Source organism: Pantoea sp. AG1095 (assembly GCF_003208415.1).
Taxonomy (GTDB): Bacteria; Pseudomonadota; Gammaproteobacteria; order Enterobacterales; family Enterobacteriaceae; genus Pantoea; species Pantoea leporis.
The window spans coordinates 190,970-208,440 of the sequence record NZ_QKMJ01000007.1; the positions used below are offsets into that span (position 1 = coordinate 190,970).

The following is a 17,471-nucleotide window of genomic DNA, read 5'->3' on the forward strand; positions in this document are numbered from 1 at the left end:
CCCTCAATCGTTCAGCGGATTGGGATGTCGCCTCAACACCCTCGCTGCAGCAGCAATGCGTTTTCTTAATTCACAATCGCTATAAGCTCCGTAAAGTCGCCATGCATGGCGACCGGATGCCTATGAATATGCGCACCGGCAATTGGCGTTATGCCGGGTGGGTAAAAAACTGCGATTCACACTGGCGCGCGATCTCCCACAGCTTGTTGCGAATCACCTGTTTCAGCTGCAGCGTTGATTGCGACTGCGGTTGATCGCGGCGACTGATTAACATCACTTCAAACGGTAGCGGCTGCGCGACCGGCAACAACTTGAGCTGGTCGGCATAACGGCACGCGGTAAACAGATCGACAATCCCGACGCCGCCGCCCGCCAGCACCATATCGGCAATCACCGAATAGGTTTTAATCGACAGTGATACCGCCGGATTGAGCCCTTTATCGCGCAGCGCGCGGTGCAGCACCCGACCGAGCGGATCCTGATTCTGCATCATCAACAGGTTGTTGGCGCACAGCCACTCCAGCGTCACCGGCTCATGGTGGGTGTGATCGCGCGGCAGCAACGCCACCATCGACGACTGAAACAGCGGTTCCGCCAGTAAATCGGCATCCACCTGCTGACCAAACACCAGCGCGAAATCGAGCTGATTATCCATCAGCATGCGGCACAAGGTGCTGAAGTGCTCGGTGACCAGTTCCACGCTGACCGACGCCGCCTGTTGCCGCCAGTTCACCAGCGCGGGCGCCAACACCATCTGACCAAACGCATGCGCAGCACCGACGCGCACCGTTTGCCCTTCGCCGCGCCGCAGTTGCTCGGTCAGTTGGGTAATCGCCTGTAAACGCTGATAGATATCTTCCACTTCCGGCAGCAAGCGCCGCCCTTCTGCCGTCACCACCATGCCCTGCGCGCGCCGCTCAAACAGCGCAAAACCGAGCTGCTGCTCGGCGTGATTAAGCACGCGGCTGACATTCGGCTGCGACACATTCAGCAAACGCGCCGCCGCACTGATGCTGCCGGTCTGCACAATCGCCTGAAAGACTTCAATATGCCGCAGCCGCATGATTATTCGCCCCAGGTGGCTTCAAGCACGCGCAGCCAGTTGCCGTGGCAAATCTTCTCCAGCAGCTCGCGTGAATAGCCGCGTTGCGCCAGCGCCTGCACCAGCAGCGGGAATCCGGCCACGTCCTTAAAATCGCCTGGCATGGTGGCGCCATCGAGATCCGAACCAAAACCGACGCCCTCTTCCCCCACTTTTTCCAGCAGATACTCAACGTGACGCACGATGGCATCGACGCCGGTCGGCGCATGGCGATCGCCATCTTCACGCAGGAACGGCACGGCAAAATTGACGCCGACAAAGCCGTTGGTTTCGGCAATCGCCGCCAGCTGGCGATCGGTGAGATTACGCGACTGCGCGCTGAGCACATGCGCGTTGGAGTGGCTCGCCACCAGCGGCGCATCACTGATTTCCGCGGTGTGCCAGAAGCCTTTCTCATCCATATGCGACAAGTCGACCATGATGCGGCGGCGATTACAGTCGCGCACCAGCTGCTTGCCTGCTGCCGTCAGGCCGTTGCCGATATCTGGCGACGAGGGATAGAGGAACGGTACGCCGTCGCCGAACTGATTCGGGCGGCTCCACAGCGGTCCCAGCGTGCGCAAGCCGCTGGCATACAGCATGTCGAGCAGCTCGCCGTGGGTATCCAGCGCTTCCGCACCTTCGACGTGCATCACCACCGCTAACACCTTGTTCGCCATGCAGTGACGAATCTCGCGCACGCTGCGGCAAATCTTCACCTGGCCATTCGAGGCCTGCTCAATGCGCAGCAGCAGCGCCAGCATGGAAAAGGTCGCGTCGCGCGCTGAGTTGATAATTTCCTGAGGAAAATCTGCGAGGTCTGGCGCACTTCTTGCAATCAGAGGGTGGGACGGCACCCAGGTGGCGAAAATGCCACCTACCATATTTCCCTGACGGATACGCGGCAAGTCCATTTGGCCCGTTTTGGTGCCAGTAAAAAAGGCATTAACCGCGTCCGGCTGATGGTGCTGCCACAGCTTATTCAGCACATCGTTGTGGCCGTCAAAGACCGGAATATCGAGGGTAATCGAGTCAGACATGTTGTTCAGTTCCATGTTCGGGGGAAAGCGCAGCACTGCCAGCTGGCGGAGCAAATTGCACCATAAAAGGGCAAAACCACACGCGTGAAACAAAGGACGTAGAACCGGTATTAATCCTCCGGTGGGTGCCTAAAGTCAAGACAAAAAACAATCAAATAACGATTTTTTATTTTAATTATCAATAAGTTGGGAGTTTACATGGTTACCAGAAGACGTTTTCTTGCAGGATGCACTGCTGTACCTGTTGTTTCCTACCTCAGCCTGAATTCTTCCTTTGCCGCGACGCCACCGACCATGCTGGTGATCGCGATGCAGCTCGATAACATCACCAGCCTCGATCCACACGAAAGCTTCGAAGCCACCGGCGGCCAGATCTGCGGCAACCTCTATCAACGTTTAGTCACGCCCGATCCTAAGCAAGCCGATAAAGTGATTGGTCAACTGGCGCAAAGCTGGGACGTCAGCAGCGATAACGGCACTTACACGTTCCATCTCGATCCGGCGGCCAAATTCGCCGATGGTTCGCCGCTTACCGCAGAAGACGTGGCGTTCTCGATTGAGCGTATCGTCAAGCTGGATAAGAGCCCGGCCTTTATTATCAACCAGTTCGGCTTTACCAAAGACAACGTGACGCAGCGGGTCACCGCGAAAGATGCGCACACCGTGGAGATGAAACTCGGCGCGCCGGCGGCCGAAACCTTCCTGCTCTACTGCTTGTCCGCCACCGTCGGCAGCATCGTGTCGAAGAAAGCCTGTCTGGCGAACCAGCAGAACAATGACTTCGGTAACGGCTGGCTGAAACAGCACAGCGCCGGTTCCGGTGCCTTTACCCTGCGCACCTGGAATGCCAGCGAAACGGTGATTCTGGAGATTAGCCCGCAATATAAAGGCGCCAGCAAAACCAAACGCGTGATCCTCAAACACATCGCCGACCCAGCCGCGCAGGCGCTGATGCTGAAAAAAGGCGATGTTGATGCCGCATACGACCTCACCACCGAACAGTTGCTGCAGGTGAAAAACGACAGCAGCGTGACGCTGGTGAATCAGTCGCTGTCGGCCATCATGCTGATGTCGTGCAACACCAATAATCCGTATCTGAAAAAACCGCAGGTGTGGCAGGCGCTGAAGTGGGCGCTGGATTACGACAGCATTCAGAAAAACATTCTGTCGATGAGTTTTGTTACCCATCAAAGCTTCCTGCCGAGCGGCTTCCCGGCGGCGCTGGACGATACGCCATTCCACAAAGATGTGGCGAAAGCCAAAGCGCTGCTGGCCGAAGCGGGATATCCGGACGGTTTCGAAATCACCCTCGATCACTACTCCATGCAACCCTATCCGGACATCGCGCAGGCAATTCAGACGCAATTGGGCGCGATTGGCATCAAAGTGTCACTGATCGCCGCCGAAAACCGCCAGGTTCTGACCAAGATGCGTGCGCGTCAGCATCAGCTGGCATTGACGGTTTGGGGCGCCGATTACTTTGATCCCAACTCCAACACCGAAGCCTTCTGCGTTAACACCGACAACAGCGATAACGCGCGTGCGCGAACGCTGGCGTGGCGCTGCAGCTGGTCAGACGATGAATTTAACAAACTCACCGAGCAGGCGCTGCATGAGCCGGATCCGACGAAGCGCATCGCGCTCTATCAGCAGATTCAGCAGTTAGGCCGCGAGAAGAGCCCGTTTATTTTCATGATGCAAAAGACCAAAAACGTGGCCACCAGCAAAGCGCTGAGTGATGTCCACATGACCGTACTGGAGCAGTGGCCGTATGCGCAGGTGAAAAAAGCCTGATGCCGTTACTGAAGAGAATCGTCAGCACCCTGGGAAGCCTGGTGCTGACGCTGTTTGGTCTGTCGGTGTTGACCTTTTTCATTGGCCGCGTCATGCCCACCGATCCGGTGCTGGCGGCGGTCGGTGATAACGCACCGCAATCGGTGGTTGAGCGCGTACGTGCGGAAATGGGGCTGGATCAGCCCCTTTACGTGCAGTTTGGTCACTACCTCAATCAACTGCTGCATGGCGATCTCGGTAAATCGATTCTCACCTCGAATCCGGTGATTACCGATATCGCCCGCTTCTTCCCCGCCACCATGGAGCTGGCAACGGCGGCCATCGTCATCGCGGCGCTGATCGGCATTCCGCTCGGCGTGTGGGCGGCGGTACGACAACGTTCGTGGGTCGATCAAACCATTCGCGTGATCTGTCTCGCCGGCCATTCGCTGCCGGTATTCGTGCTGGCGCTGCTGAGCCTGCTGATATTCTACGCGGTGCTCGGCATTGCGCCCGGCCCCGGTCGGCAGGACATCATCTGGCAGGATATGGTGCCGCAGGTCACCGGCTTCCTCACCATTGATTCGCTGCTGGCCGGAGAAACGGACGCCTTCTGGGATGCGCTGGCCCACATGGCGCAGCCGGTGCTGATTCTGGCCTACTTCAGCATGGCCTACATCACGCGTATGACGCGCACCTTTATGCTCAACGCGCTGAGCGGCGAGTTCGTGATCACCGCGCGCGCCAAAGGCTTGTCGTCACGGCGGGTGATTTGGCGGCATGCGTTTCCCACCGTGGCGGTTCAGCTGGTCACGGTGCTGGCGCTGACCTACGCCGGATTGCTGGAGGGCGCGGTGGTGACGGAAAATGTCTTCGCCTGGCCCGGCATCGGCCAATATCTCACCACATCGCTGATGAACGCCGACATGAACCCGGTGATCGGCGCCACCTTGCTGGTCGGCACCGTGTATGTGCTGCTCAATCAGCTGGCTGACCTTCTCTATCGACTTTGGGACCCGCGCGTAAAATGATCTTCTTCTCACGAGAATGGCTGCTCAACGACACGCCAGCCAATCGCCGCCAGGCGGTGTGGGGCCGGCGTTATCGCCTGTGGCTCAGCCTGCGCAGTAATCCGCTGGCGATGGCCGGATTGCTGGTGGTGGCGGTGATGCTGCTGCTGGCGCTGTTTGCGCCGTGGCTGACGCCGTTCGAACCCGGTATGCAGCATCTGGAAAACCGTCTGGCGGCCCCTTCCGCCGCGCACTGGCTGGGCACCGATGAGCTGGGGCGCGATGTCTGGACGCGCATTATCTACGGCGGCCGCACCACGCTCGGCATGGTGATCGCCGTGGTGCTGCTCACCGCGCCGCTCGGTCTGCTGATTGGCTGCATCGCCGGCTATGCCGGCGGTTTCATCGATAAAGCGCTGATGCGTTTGACCGACATCTTCCTCGCCTTTCCGCGTCTGATTCTGGCGCTGGCGTTTGTCGCCGCGCTAAAACCCGGCGTGGAGAGCGCGATTCTGGCGATTGCCCTGACGTCGTGGCCGCCGTATGCGCGTCTGGCGCGAGCCGAAACCCTGCAGTTCCGCCACAGCGACTTTATCGCCGCCAGCCGTCTGACCGGCGCTTCGCCGCTGCGCATTATTCTGCGCCACATCATGCCGCTGTGCGTGCCGAGCCTGATTGTGCGCGTCACGCTGGACATGAGCTCCATCATCATCACCGCTGCCAGCCTCGGTTTTCTCGGCATGGGCGCGCAGCCGCCGTCACCGGAATGGGGCACGATGATCGCCACCGCGCGTCGTTTCCTGTTCAGCGAATGGTGGGTGCCATTAATGCCGTGTATCGCGATTTTCCTGACGTCACTGGCGTTCAACTTTCTCGGCGACGGTCTGCGTGACGTGCTGGATCCCAAGGAGCGCTAAATGTTGGTGGAAATTGAGAACCTGCGCGTTGCCTTCCGCTCGCGCAGCGAAACCGTTGAAGCGGTGCGCGGCGTCAGTTTTAGCGTTGGCCACGAGAAGTTTGCCATTGTCGGCGAAAGCGGCTCCGGCAAGTCACTGACCGCGCGCAGCCTGATGCAGCTACTGCCGGGCAACGCGGAAGTCAGCGCCGACGTGCTGCGCTTTGACGGCATCGATCTGCGCGGAGCCAGCGAGAAAGTGCTGCGCAAAATTCGCGGCAAGCGCGTCGGTTTTATCCTGCAGGACCCGAAATATTCGCTTAATCCGGTGATGACCATCGGCCAGCAGATTGCCGAAGCCTGGCGCGAGCACAAAGGCGGCAGCCACAAAGCGGCGATGCAGGCGGCGATTGAGCTGCTGGAGCAGGTGAAGATTCGCGACCCTGAAGCCGTGGCGCAACGCTATCCGCATGAAGTCTCGGGCGGCATGGGCCAGCGCGTGATGATTGCCATGATGCTGGCGCCCGATCCGGAACTGTTGATCGCCGATGAACCCACCAGCGCGCTGGATGCCACGGTGCAGGCGGAGATCCTTAAGCTGATTGATGAGCTTGTGTCGGCGCGCGGCATGGGGCTGATTCTGATTAGCCACGATTTGCCGCTGGTGTCGCACTTCTGCGATCGCGTGGCGGTGATGTACGCCGGCCGCATCGTTGAGCTGCTCGATGCCGGGCAGTTGCAGCAGGCGCAGCATCCCTATACGCGCGGTTTGCTGGCGTGTTTGCCGTCGTTGCGCCATCCGCGCGAGCGTTTACCCGTATTGCAGCGCGATGCCGCGTGGCGCAACTAACGCAGTTTCAAGCCGCTCCGTATGCGTAGCGGCGCGATTCATCGCGCATTTTGATGTTGGCACCGTGCTCATCCGGGCATTGCGCAATAAATTGCGCCGCTACGGAATGGTGCGTGAAAAATGAAAACAGGCTTCCCATGATTCAAATCGATAACCTGCGCATCAACTTCGGTGCGCACACGGCGGTAAAAGACGTCAGTTTCTCGGTCGGTAACGGCGAAAGCTTTGGCCTGGTCGGTGAAAGCGGCTCGGGCAAATCCACCATCCTGCGCGCGCTCGCCGGACTGAATGCCGACTGGCAAGGCAGCATGCTGTTTGGTGGCATGCAGCTCAGCGCCAAACGCAGCCGCGCCTTCTATCGTCAGGTGCAGATGGTATTTCAGGACCCGTTTGGTTCGCTGCATCCGCGCCAGACCATCGATCGCATCCTGCACGAACCGCTGCTGGTGCATCAGCTTGATCGCGCCGAACAGCGCATCAGCCAGGCGTTAAGCGAAGTGGGGTTGCCCGCGTCGGTGCGTTTCCGCTATCCGCATCAGCTGTCGGGCGGCCAGCGTCAGCGCGTGGCGATTGCGCGCGCGCTGATCGCCGAACCGGAAGTGCTGCTGCTGGATGAGCCGACCTCGGCGCTGGATGTGTCGGTGCAGGCCGAAATCCTCAATTTACTCAGCGATCTCCGCAGCGAGCGCAAACTCACCTACATTATGGTGACGCATAACCTCGCGGTGGTAACGCATCTGTGTCAGCGCATTGGCGTGATGCAGAATGGCGAGATGGTGGAACAGCTGAGCGCCGACGATCTGCGCGCGCGGCGCATCCAGCATCCACATACCGCCCAACTTTTCGATCTCAGCATGACGCTGGAGGAACCGGCATGACCGCTTACTGGCAACGCGCCGCGGATGTCGCACAACAGATCACTGAAAGCTGGCAACAGCCAGGCGCGCCGGGCGGTGCGATGATCCTGTTTGATGCGCAGCAGATTCACTCAACGCACTGCGCCGGATTGGCCGATTTGGCGCAGCAAACGCCGTTTAGCGCCGACAGCGTGGTGCGTTTCGCCTCCATCACCAAACATCTGTTTGCCGCGCTGGTGACCGGACCGGGACGCCGCTATCTCAAGCTCGACGATCCGCTGGTGCAGCATCTGCCGCAGCTGCGCGGCGCCAACGGCCAGATCACTGTCGGACAGGCGCTGGATATGAGCAGCGGTTTGCCGGACGTGCGCGAAACCTTATCGCTGCTGGGATTGTCGGTGTACAACGCCACCCGCGCCGACGACCTGCTGGATTTTGTCGCGCGCGAAGGCGATCTCAACTACGCGCCCGGCAGCGAAATCTCCTACACCAACACCGGCTATCGGCTGGTTGAAGAGGCGCTGAAAGCCAAAGGCGTGTTATTCAATGACCTGCTGCAGCAGTACATCTGTGATCCGCTGGACATCAACCTGATTGCGCCGGAAAGCTGGTTCGATATTGTGCCCGGTTTAGTGCCCGGCTACTGGCAAAACGGCGCGCAGTGGCAGCTCTCCAGCGCCGGTTTGCATCTCTCGGCATCGGGCAGCGTCACTGGCAGCCTGAATCATCTGACGCGCTGGCTGCAAAGCCTGCTGGCCGATAGCGGGCCGGGCGCGGGCGTGCTGCAGCGCCTGAGCGCGCCGCGCAATCTCAACGATGGTCGCACCAGCGGATACGGTTTGGGCATCACCAGCTCGACGCTTGGCAGCCAGACGCTGTTCGGTCACGGCGGTTCGCATGCCGGTTATAAGAGCTATTTCCTGCTGCATCCGGAGCTGAAAATCGGCGTGGCGCTGGTCGCCAACCGCGAAGATGTCACCACGTCGGAAAGCGTGCTGCGCGTGATGGCGGCGCTGCTCAATCGCGCGTTACCGGAGAAAGGACACGATTTAACGCCCGGACTTTACGTGGCGGAAGACGCCGCCGACTGGCTGGAAATCAAAGGCGCGACCGCCACCTGGCTCGGCGCAGGCGAAACCTTGTGGCGTGACGATGTGCACGGCACGGCGGTGTCGCTCTCCAGCACTTTCCCGATGCAACTACGCCATGCTGGCGCGGCGATTGTGGGAGAGATTGGTCATGCCGCCCGACGTTTTGTGCCGGTGCAGGCCGATCAGGCCAGCCTCGATCATCTGCAGGGCCGCTGGTTCGCGCCGCAGTGGCGCAGCGAGTTGGTGATTGAGGGCGACAGCTTAATCATGGGCATCGGCCCGGCGGCGATTCGTGCGCGTTTGCAGTCGCTGGGCAACGATCGCCTATTAGCTACCGCGCAGGATGGACCTTGGGAGAAGCGCTTCGCGATTGCGCGCGAAGGCGACACGCTGCGGCTGCTGTTGAACCGCAGCCGCGTGGTGACGTTTACGCGTTGAAAATCGCGTAATGGTCAAACAGAGCGCACATACCGTAGCGGCGCAATTTATTGCGCAATGTCGTGTCGGTGCACGAAAGTCAAAACAACGCGATGAATCGCGCCGCTACGGTATGTGCACGTATTAGTAGCGGCGCAATTTATTGCGCATTTAGGCGATACGGTGGCGCAGGCGTCCTATCTTCTCAATCTCGACTTCAATCTCATCGCCGGGGAACATAAACAGCGGTGGCGTGCGTTTTTTACCGACGCCGCCCGGTGAACCGGTGATGATCACATCGCCTGGCGACAGCGGGCTGAACGCGGAGATGTACTCAATGATCTTCGCCACCGGATGCACCATGCTGGCGGTGGTGTCGTTCTGCACTTCGCGCTGATTGAGCCAGGTTTTGATCGCCAGCTGCTGCGGATCGGGGATCTCGTCAGCGGTGGTCATCCACGGTCCGAAACCGCCGGTCTGCTGCCAGTTTTTCCCGGCGGTGAACCAGGTAAACTGCATGTCGCGCACCGTGGCGTCCATAAAGCAGCTGTAGCCCGCAACGTGCTGCAGCGCATCGACGGCTTTCACCTGATAGGCCGCTTGTCCGATGATCACCGCCAGCTCACCTTCGTAATCAAATTCCTGCGTGGTAGCGGGTTTCAGCAGCGGCTGCTGGTGCGCCGCCAGCGAATCCGCGAAACGCACAAACAGCGTCGGCGCTTCAAGGGTCTCGGCAAACTCTTTGCGTTTGTCAGCGTAGTTCATGCCAACGCAGAACACTTTGCCAGGATTTTCCACCACCGGCAGGAAGCGAATGGCGCTAAGCGGGTGATCAATCGGCTGTGACACATAGACGTCGAGATCGCTTAACGCGCCGCGTTGCAGCAAGGTTTTCAGGTCCGGGCAGTCAGCGCCAAGACGCAAGCCGATATCAATCACGCCCTCTTGCTGCACAATACCGTAACTTTTTCTTTGCTGTTCAATAAGATAAAAACTGCAGAGCTGCATGACTGCCTCGTTGTGATCTATAAATTGCGCGCAGGTTAGCAAAATTCAGCAGGAAATGCGGACCGACCTGATGAAAATCACGACTGCGTGGTCGCCAGATAGGAGAAGGCGCTCAGCAGGCTAATCAACGTGTTCATGTCATCGGCGCGATAGCCAACGGTGACCGCGTCAATGCGCGTCACGCCGGGGATCAGGCTGAACAGATCCGCCAGCACCGGTTTGCTGGCTTGCAGCTGCATCTCATAGGGCGCGCTCAGCCGCGTGGTGCTGACCTGGCGTTTGCGTTGCACGGCGGCCGTCGCTGCAGCGCGAATGGCATTTTGCGCTGCCTGCGGGCTAATGGATTCGGCGCAGGTGTGCGAGATGGCGCGTTTCACACAGACGTAATCCACCGAAGGATAATGCTCGGCAATCCAGCCTTTAAGCTGGTCGTCGCCGCTCACCAGCCACAGCGGCGTGCCCTGTTCAGCCGCGGCTGCAGCGTAAATGTCGCTTTCGCCCATCACCTTGCCGTTGATGTGAATGCGCCAGAACGCACGGCCGTTAATGGTGTGCGCCAGCACACCCGGTTCACCCGCCGCGCTGTGATAGCCGATAAAGAACAGGCCATCAAACGGCTGCTGCTCAATGCCTTCTACCATCGATAAGCCGCGCGGTTTGCCCTGCACCATGCGCGCGCGGGGATCGATATTTTCCGCACGCAGGTTGGTCATCTGCGCGTGGCTGTCGGCCACCACCACTTCCGTTGCGCCGCCAGTAAAGGCGCCATCGATTGCGGCGTTAACTTCCTGTTCCATCAGTCCACGCGCCAGTTGGTATTCGGCGTGGCCGGGTGAACACTGTTCCGGCCGCATCACGCCGGCGATGCCTTCGATATCGGCTGAGATAAAGATTTTCATCAAATTAATTTATCCAATACTTCCGTTAACGACGGCCGATGATGGCCACGAAAACCGGTGACAGATTCGGCGCTGAGTAAGGCATCCAGCACCGCGTGTTCGGTGGCATCGGCGGCGGCGGCGAGCAGCGCTTCCAGCGTGGACTCTTCTGGCGGTTGCGGCTGCGGCTGGGTGGAAAACGCCAGTGCGATATCGCCCGAACCGTGGCCCCAATAACTGCCTAGTCGTCCCAAACCGGCACCGGCGCGTTTGGCGACGCGCTTCAGCTGACGTGCATCAAGCGGCGCATCGGTCGCCATAATAATGATGATGGAACCGGCATCGCGCTGCGGCGTCAGTTCCGGCAGCAGCGGCGCGATCATTTCACCCAAGCGTACGCCATCCAGCGTCAGCGCGGTTAACGCGCCAAAGTTCGCCAGCACCAGCACGCCCAGCGTGGCGTTGAGCGACGGAATACTGCGCGATGCCGTGCCAATGCCGCCTTTCAAACTGAAACAGCTCATGCCGCGCCCGGCACCGACGCTGCCGCGCTCGAAATCTGCCGTGGCGTCATAGAGTGCTTGCTGCGCCATCGCTTCGGTGATCGCCAGCGCCTGAATATCGTTAAGCCAGCCGTCATTGCACTCCAGCGCCAGCGGATTGACCGTGGGCAAGCTGCGGCCCAACTCGCGGTTGCGGCTGATGGCATCGCGCACCAGCGTGGTAAACAGCGTGCCAACCGCCAGCGTGTTGCTCAGTAGAATCGGCGTTTGCAGCACGCCTAACTCTTCAACCTGCACCAGGCCAACCGGCTTGGCGAAACCGTTAAACACCGCCGCCGCACAAGGCAGCGGCTGGATAAACAGATTGTCGCCCGGCGGCACAATCGCGGTAACGCCGGTTTGTCGCTCGCCGTCGGCTAGCGTGTAGTGACCGACGCGCACGCCCGGCACATCGCTGATGCGATTGGTTGGCCCGCTGGCGCTGCGCGGTTGTCCCAGCTGACGCTCGTTGCGCCAGCGTTGCAGCAGCAGGTCGCGCTGCAGTTGTTGAAAGTCCATGCTTAGCTCTTCAGTTTGGGATCGAGCGTGTCGCGCAGCGCATCACCCAGCAGGTTAAACGCCAGCACGGTAATAAATATCGCCAGACCCGGAAACACGCTGACGTGCCACAAGCCCGCCATCATCATGCTGCGGCTCATCGCCAGAATATTGCCCCACTCCGGCACATCGGGTTCCGGGCCGAGGCCGATAAAACTCAGCCCGGCGGCGGTCAGAATACTGGTGCCAATACGCATAGTGAAATAGACAATCACGTTTGACAGCGTGCCCGGCAGAATATGGCGCAGCAGAATCACGCGATCCGGCGCACCGGCGCAGCGCACGGCTTCAACGTACGCCGCCTGTTTCAGCGACAGCGTAGAAGCACGCACGATACGGGCAAATACCGGCACGCTGAAGATGGCTACCGCAATGATCACGTTGTTGAGTCCCGGACCGAGAATCGCTACCACCGCAATCGCCAGCAGCATGCCGGGAAAGGCGAACAGCACGTCGGAGCCACGCATAATCAACATATCGATCCAGCGTCCGTAATAGCCCGCCAGCAGGCCCAGCAGCACGCCCACCACCATGCCGAGCGTTACCGACAGCACGCCAACGTACAGTGAGATGCGTGCGCCAAAGATGATGCGGCTAAACAGATCGCGACCGAGTTCGTCGGTACCCATCCAGTGCGTGCTGGACGGCGGCGATGACAGCGCCATCCAGTCCGGCGCCATCGGATCCCACGGTGCCAGCCAGGGTGCGAAAATAGCCACCAGCACCAGCAGCAGCACAAAGCCACCGGAGACCAGCGCCAGCGGATTACGCACCAGCGCGTGCAGGAAATCACGCCACGGCGAACGGATCGCCTCCTGCGCGTGGGCAGGCAGAGATTGCAGACTCATCAGGGCTCCTGTCGCAGGCGAATTGCTGGGTTGACCACGGCATACAGCAGATCGACCAGCAGGTTAATGACGATAAATTCAAACACGAACAGCATGACTAATGCCTGGATCACCGGCTGATCCTGCGCCTTGATCGACTCGATCAACAGCCAGCCCAATCCCGGCCAGTTGAACACGCTTTCGACCACGATCGATCCGCCGAGTAAGAAACCGAATTGCAAACCGAGCATGGTGATCACCGGGATCAACGCATTGCGCATCACGTGTTTCCATGTCACCAGCCGATTGCGCAGCCCTTTGGCTTTGGCGGTACGCACGTAATCTTCCTGCGCCACTTCAAGAAACGCCGAGCGGGTGAAGCGCGCCATCACCGCTGCCACCGAGGAACCGAGCGTGATCGCCGGTAACACGATGTCGCTGGGCTGGTTAAAGCCGCTGACGGAAAACAGGCCAAACGGCATGGCGACGAACTGGATCAGCAGCAGACCGAGCCAGAAAGTGGGCATGGAGATGCCGCCGACGGCGACGCTCATTAAGGTCCAGTCCTGCCATTTACCGCGTTTCAGTGCGGCAAATACGCCGAGGAATAAGCCCAGAATCACCGACCAGGCAAACCCGGCCAGCGCCAGCCACAGCGTCGGCATAAAGCCCTGTTTGATCACGTCCAGCACCGGCTGTTGGGTGCGATAAGTGACGCCCAGATCGCCACGCAGCAGGCCGCCGATCCAGTTGATATATTGCTGCGGCAGCGGATCGTTAAGTCCGAGATGCTGACGCGCTGCTTCCACCGCGGCCAAAGGCGCATCCGGCCCGGCGTAGATACGCGCCGGGTCGCCTGGCAGCAGTTTGATGAAGCCGAAGACCAGCAGCGAGACCACCAGCAATACGGGGATCATCTCCAGCAGTCGGCGAATGATGTATGCGAACATGCGGTTCCTTTATTTTTTTGGGATGGTGCTGGTTGCTCCCAGATGGTGCTGGCAGCCCCCAGACCGTGCTGGCTGCCCCCCATCCCGGCCTTCCCCCGCTTGCGGGGGAAGGAGATGCTGCCACATGCAGCTTTATCACTAACATGTGGCAGCATCTTCCTCCCCCATTTATGGGGGAGGACCGAGGAGGGGGACAGCGAGCACATTCGTGGGGGACAGCAAGCACATTCGTAGGGGGACAGCGAGCCCCCAACCCCACCCAACCTTTACTTAAACGTCGCCTGATTAAACAGGAAGTTACCATCCGGCAGCATCGACACACCGCTCAGCGTGCTGCGTTTGCCGACCAGGTTGTCTGGCGTGCCGAGGAACGCTACCGGTGCCTCTTTCCACAACACTTTCTGCGCTTCGGCGTAGGCTTCACCACGCTTGGCCGGATCGGCGGTGGCTAAGCCACCGGCAATCGCTTTGTCGGCTTCGGCGTTGCTGAAGTACGAAACGTTATACGAGGTCGGCACCCAGGATTCGGTGGCGTAGAGTGGACGCAAGGCCCAATCGGCATCACCGGTTGAGGTCGACCAGCCGCCGTAGTAGAGATCAAATTCCGCCTGTTTCGGGTCCTTCACGCCCCACAGTTTGGCGTTGCGCGTGCCGGAATCCATCGGCGTGACCGTGGCGCGAATGCCCACCGTTGCCAGCTGCGCTTTCAATACCTGTGCGGCACGCACGCTGGCGGTGGCGTTGGTGACCCACAGTTTAAGATCGAGGCCATTCGGATAACCGGCGGCCTTTAGCAGCGCTTTGGCTTCATCTGGCGCATAGCGATAGTTCGGCGTAGCTTGTTTCTGGTAGAACTGCACGCCTTCCGGAATCGCTGAACTGGCCGGTTTACCCATGCCGGCAAACGCCACTTTCAGCCACAGATCGCGGTCGATGGCGTAGTTGATCGCCTGCCGCACGCGCACATCATTCAGCGGTTTGTGCTGAGTGTTAATCGCCATGTAATAGAGATAAATGCTCGGATCGCGCTGCACCGCCAGTTTGCTGTCGCTTTGCACGGTGGCGATTAGATCGGATGGCAGCGGCCAGATCGCATCCACCTGGCCCGACTTCAGCGCCGCAACGCGCGTGGCATCTTCCGGGCTGGGCGAGAAGATCACGTTATCCACTTTCGGCCAGCCTTTTTGCCAGTAGCCGTCGTATTTCGCCAGCGTCACCGCTTTGCCCGGCTGCCACGTTACAAACTTGAACGGGCCGGTGCCGACCGGATGCAGACGCAGCTGCGCTTCTTCCGGATACTGCTTGAGAATCGCCGGGCTCCACATCACCGCCGACGGATGCGCCAGCGTGTTAATGAAGGCACCAAACGATTGGTTCAGATCGATTTTCACCTGATCCGGCGCCAGCACCGTTACCTTAGCAATCATCTTGTAAAGGCTGTTGCGCTTGAGGCCTTTGCTCTGGTCGGCAAGGCGATCGAGGTTGGCTTTCACCGCTTCAGCATCAAACGGCGTGCCGTCCTGGAAGGTCACGTCTTTACGCAGCGTCAGGGTAAATTCGGTGGCGCTGTCGTTGCTGGTGTAGCTGGTGGCGAGCCACGGCTGCAGCTTCATCTTTGCATCGAACTGGAACAGACGCTCGAAGATGCCGCTCTGCACCGAGTAGCTGACGTTATCGGAGGTATCGTGCGGATCGAGGCCGGTGATGTCGGCATACATCGAAATGCGCAGATCCTGCGCCTGAGCGGCGGCGGCCAGCGAGAGGGTCAATCCCAGCGCAAGCGCAGTACGGCGAAAAATCGGGTTCATGAAATCTCCTGGTATTGAGGGTTAGCGCGAAACAAAATCAGCGACCCAGTGTTGCGGGGCAACCTGGCGATAACGCGGTTTAATGACCGTTTCTCCCACCTTGCGCAGCGGCGAAGGAATTTCGCCCTCTTCGAAAGTGCGGGGTTGCCGGTTCTGGGGATCGGCCACCGGCACCGAGGCCAGCAGACGTTGGGTATAAGGATGTTGTGGCTGGTTGAACACCGATTGGCGCGGGCCCAGCTCAACAATCTGGCCGAGATACATCACCGCCACGCGGTTAGCGATACGTTCCACCACCGCCATGTCGTGCGAGATAAAAATCCACGCCACGCCGGTTTGCTGTTGCAGATCCATCATCAGGTTCACCACCTGCGCCTGAATTGAGACGTCCAGCGCCGAGACGGCTTCGTCGGCGATGATCACTTTGGGTTTCAACGCCATGGCGCGCGCAATCGCAATACGCTGGCGCTGGCCGCCGGAAAATTCGTGCGGATAGCGCCGCGCATGTTCCGGCAATAAGCCCACGCTTTTCAGCAACGCATCAACCTGCGGCGACGCTTCTTCCAGCGATTTCACCCTGCCGTGCAGCAGCAGCGGTTCGGCAATGGTGAAGCCGACAGTGAGACGTGGATTGAGCGAGGCGTAAGGATCCTGAAACACCATCTGGATTTCACGGCGCAGCGGCTGGAACTGCGCTTCTTTCAGGTTGGCGATTTCATTGCCCTGGAAATGGATGCTGTCGGCGTCGCTGTTAATCAGCCGCATCAGCGCCCGGCCGGTGGTGGATTTGCCGCAGCCGCTTTCGCCGACAATCGCCAGGGTTTCACCTGGCCACAGGCTGAAGTCGATCTGCTCCACCGCGTGCACCTGATGGGTGAGCGCCGAGAAAATCCCGCTGCGAATCGGGTAGTACACTTTCAGGCCACGCACATCCAGCAGCGGCGTTTCGTCATAGCGCGCGGTGCGCTGCTCGCTGTTATCGCTGGCATTGCTGCCCAACAGCGGAAAACGCTGCGGCCATGCGTGTTCGCGCATATCGCCGAGCTTCGGCACCGCCGCCAGTAACGCTTTGGTGTAAGGATGCTGCGGCGCATTGAAGATTTCAGTTACCGTGCCCTGTTCAACCACTTCGCCGCGCAGCATCACCACCACGCGATCGGCGATTTCTGCCACCACGCCCATGTCGTGAGTAATGAACAGCACCGCCATCTGCTTCTCGCGTTGCAGGTCGCGCAGGATATGCAGAATGCGCGCCTGCACCGTGACATCCAGCGCGGTGGTCGGCTCATCGGCGATCAGCAGTTGCGGATCGCAGGCCAGCGCCTGCGCAATCATCACGCGCTGGCGCATGCCGCCCGACAGCGAATGCGGATAGCTTTTCATTACGCGATCCACATCGGCGATGCGCACCTGGCGCAGTAATTCACGTGCGCGCGCGTCGGCCTGACTTTTGTCGCAAATCTGATGGTCACGCAGCGCTTCGGTCAGCTGATCGCCGACGCGCAGCACCGGATTGAGCGAGGTCATCGGCTCCTGAAATATCATCGCCATTTCGCGGCCACGCAAAGCACGGCGCTGGGTTTCATTCAGCGTGGCAAGCTGATGCGCGTTGCCCTGACGATCGCGGAACTGCATGCTGCCGCGATCGATACGCCCGGATGCGGCCAGCAAGCCCATCACCGCCAGCGAGGTGACCGATTTACCCGAGCCACTTTCGCCCACCACGGCGACAATTTCGCCCTGATGAATGTTAAAACTGATGCCCTTCAACGCCTGATTTTCGCCGCTACGGCCGCGAAAACTGACGCTGAGATCCTGAATCGCGAGCACCGGTTCTGAACCGGCAACGCTGGCGGCGTTGGATGTGAGTAAAGTGTCCGTCATCG

General features: G+C 59.7%; 15 protein-coding genes. 6 read left to right on the forward strand and 9 right to left on the reverse strand.

The annotated features are described in order from the left end of the window. Window positions 1-148 precede the first annotated feature (148 nt). Both DEU53_RS15850 and DEU53_RS15855 read right to left on the reverse strand, forming a co-directional pair. Window positions 149-1,063: a LysR family transcriptional regulator gene (locus DEU53_RS15850; RefSeq protein ID WP_110867695.1), complete on the reverse strand. Its 915-nt coding sequence runs from the start codon at window positions 1,061-1,063 to the stop codon at window positions 149-151. Between the two features lie 2 nt (window positions 1,064-1,065). After that, complete coding sequence (locus DEU53_RS15855) at window positions 1,066-2,121, reverse strand: dipeptidase (RefSeq protein WP_110867725.1); 1,056 nt, start codon at window positions 2,119-2,121, stop codon at window positions 1,066-1,068. A 198-nt stretch (window positions 2,122-2,319) separates the two neighbouring features. On the opposite strand from DEU53_RS15855, the gene DEU53_RS15860 reads away from it, so the two are divergent. The 6 genes from DEU53_RS15860 (at window position 2,320) to DEU53_RS15885 (ending at window position 9,035) form a co-directional block, all read left to right on the forward strand. Continuing rightward, the gene (locus DEU53_RS15860) at window positions 2,320-3,915 is read left to right on the forward strand and encodes an ABC transporter substrate-binding protein (protein WP_110867696.1); all 1,596 of its coding nucleotides are present in this window, start codon (window positions 2,320-2,322) and stop codon (window positions 3,913-3,915) included. After that, window positions 3,915-4,925 (forward strand): ABC transporter permease, encoded by a 1,011-nt coding sequence (locus DEU53_RS15865; RefSeq protein WP_110867697.1) that lies wholly within the window; start codon window positions 3,915-3,917, stop codon window positions 4,923-4,925. Before DEU53_RS15860 ends, DEU53_RS15865 begins: the two co-directional genes overlap by 1 nt. Further along, on the forward strand, window positions 4,922-5,821 hold the full coding sequence (locus DEU53_RS15870; protein ID WP_110867698.1) for an ABC transporter permease: 900 nt from the start codon (window positions 4,922-4,924) through the stop codon (window positions 5,819-5,821). Before DEU53_RS15865 ends, DEU53_RS15870 begins: the two co-directional genes overlap by 4 nt. Next, window positions 5,822-6,649 (forward strand): ABC transporter ATP-binding protein, encoded by an 828-nt coding sequence (locus DEU53_RS15875; RefSeq protein WP_110867699.1) that lies wholly within the window; start codon window positions 5,822-5,824, stop codon window positions 6,647-6,649. It begins immediately after the preceding gene. Window positions 6,650-6,786: 137 nt separating this feature from the next. After that, on the forward strand, window positions 6,787-7,527 hold the full coding sequence (locus DEU53_RS15880) for an ABC transporter ATP-binding protein (RefSeq protein ID WP_110867700.1): 741 nt from the start codon (window positions 6,787-6,789) through the stop codon (window positions 7,525-7,527). Continuing rightward, entirely contained in the window at window positions 7,524-9,035 is a 1,512-nt protein-coding gene (locus DEU53_RS15885; RefSeq protein ID WP_110867701.1) for a serine hydrolase, read from the forward strand. The genes DEU53_RS15880 and DEU53_RS15885 overlap by 4 nt, the downstream gene beginning before the upstream one ends. Before the next feature lie 150 nt (window positions 9,036-9,185). On the opposite strand, the gene DEU53_RS15890 is transcribed toward DEU53_RS15885, so the two are convergent. From DEU53_RS15890 to DEU53_RS15920, 7 genes are all read right to left on the reverse strand, one after another. After that, window positions 9,186-10,022, reverse strand: coding sequence for a fumarylacetoacetate hydrolase family protein (locus DEU53_RS15890; protein ID WP_110867702.1), 837 nt, complete (start codon window positions 10,020-10,022; stop codon window positions 9,186-9,188). A gap of 77 nt (window positions 10,023-10,099) precedes the next feature. After that, complete coding sequence (locus DEU53_RS15895; RefSeq protein WP_110867703.1) at window positions 10,100-10,921, reverse strand: M55 family metallopeptidase; 822 nt, start codon at window positions 10,919-10,921, stop codon at window positions 10,100-10,102. Then, window positions 10,921-11,961, reverse strand: coding sequence for a P1 family peptidase (locus DEU53_RS15900; RefSeq protein ID WP_110867704.1), 1,041 nt, complete (start codon window positions 11,959-11,961; stop codon window positions 10,921-10,923). Before DEU53_RS15900 ends, DEU53_RS15895 begins: the two co-directional genes overlap by 1 nt. Window positions 11,962-11,963: 2 nt before the next feature. Next, entirely contained in the window at window positions 11,964-12,848 is an 885-nt protein-coding gene (locus DEU53_RS15905; RefSeq protein WP_007891891.1) for an ABC transporter permease subunit, read from the reverse strand. Further along, complete coding sequence (locus tag DEU53_RS15910; protein WP_008106670.1) at window positions 12,848-13,777, reverse strand: ABC transporter permease; 930 nt, start codon at window positions 13,775-13,777, stop codon at window positions 12,848-12,850. The genes DEU53_RS15905 and DEU53_RS15910 overlap by 1 nt, the downstream gene beginning before the upstream one ends. A 266-nt stretch (window positions 13,778-14,043) precedes the next feature. After that, the gene (locus DEU53_RS15915) at window positions 14,044-15,585 is read right to left on the reverse strand and encodes a glutathione ABC transporter substrate-binding protein (protein WP_110867705.1); all 1,542 of its coding nucleotides are present in this window, start codon (window positions 15,583-15,585) and stop codon (window positions 14,044-14,046) included. Window positions 15,586-15,606: 21 nt separating this feature from the next. Beyond that, complete coding sequence (locus tag DEU53_RS15920; RefSeq protein WP_110867706.1) at window positions 15,607-17,469, reverse strand: ABC transporter ATP-binding protein; 1,863 nt, start codon at window positions 17,467-17,469, stop codon at window positions 15,607-15,609. Between the last annotated feature and the right edge of the window lie 2 nt (window positions 17,470-17,471).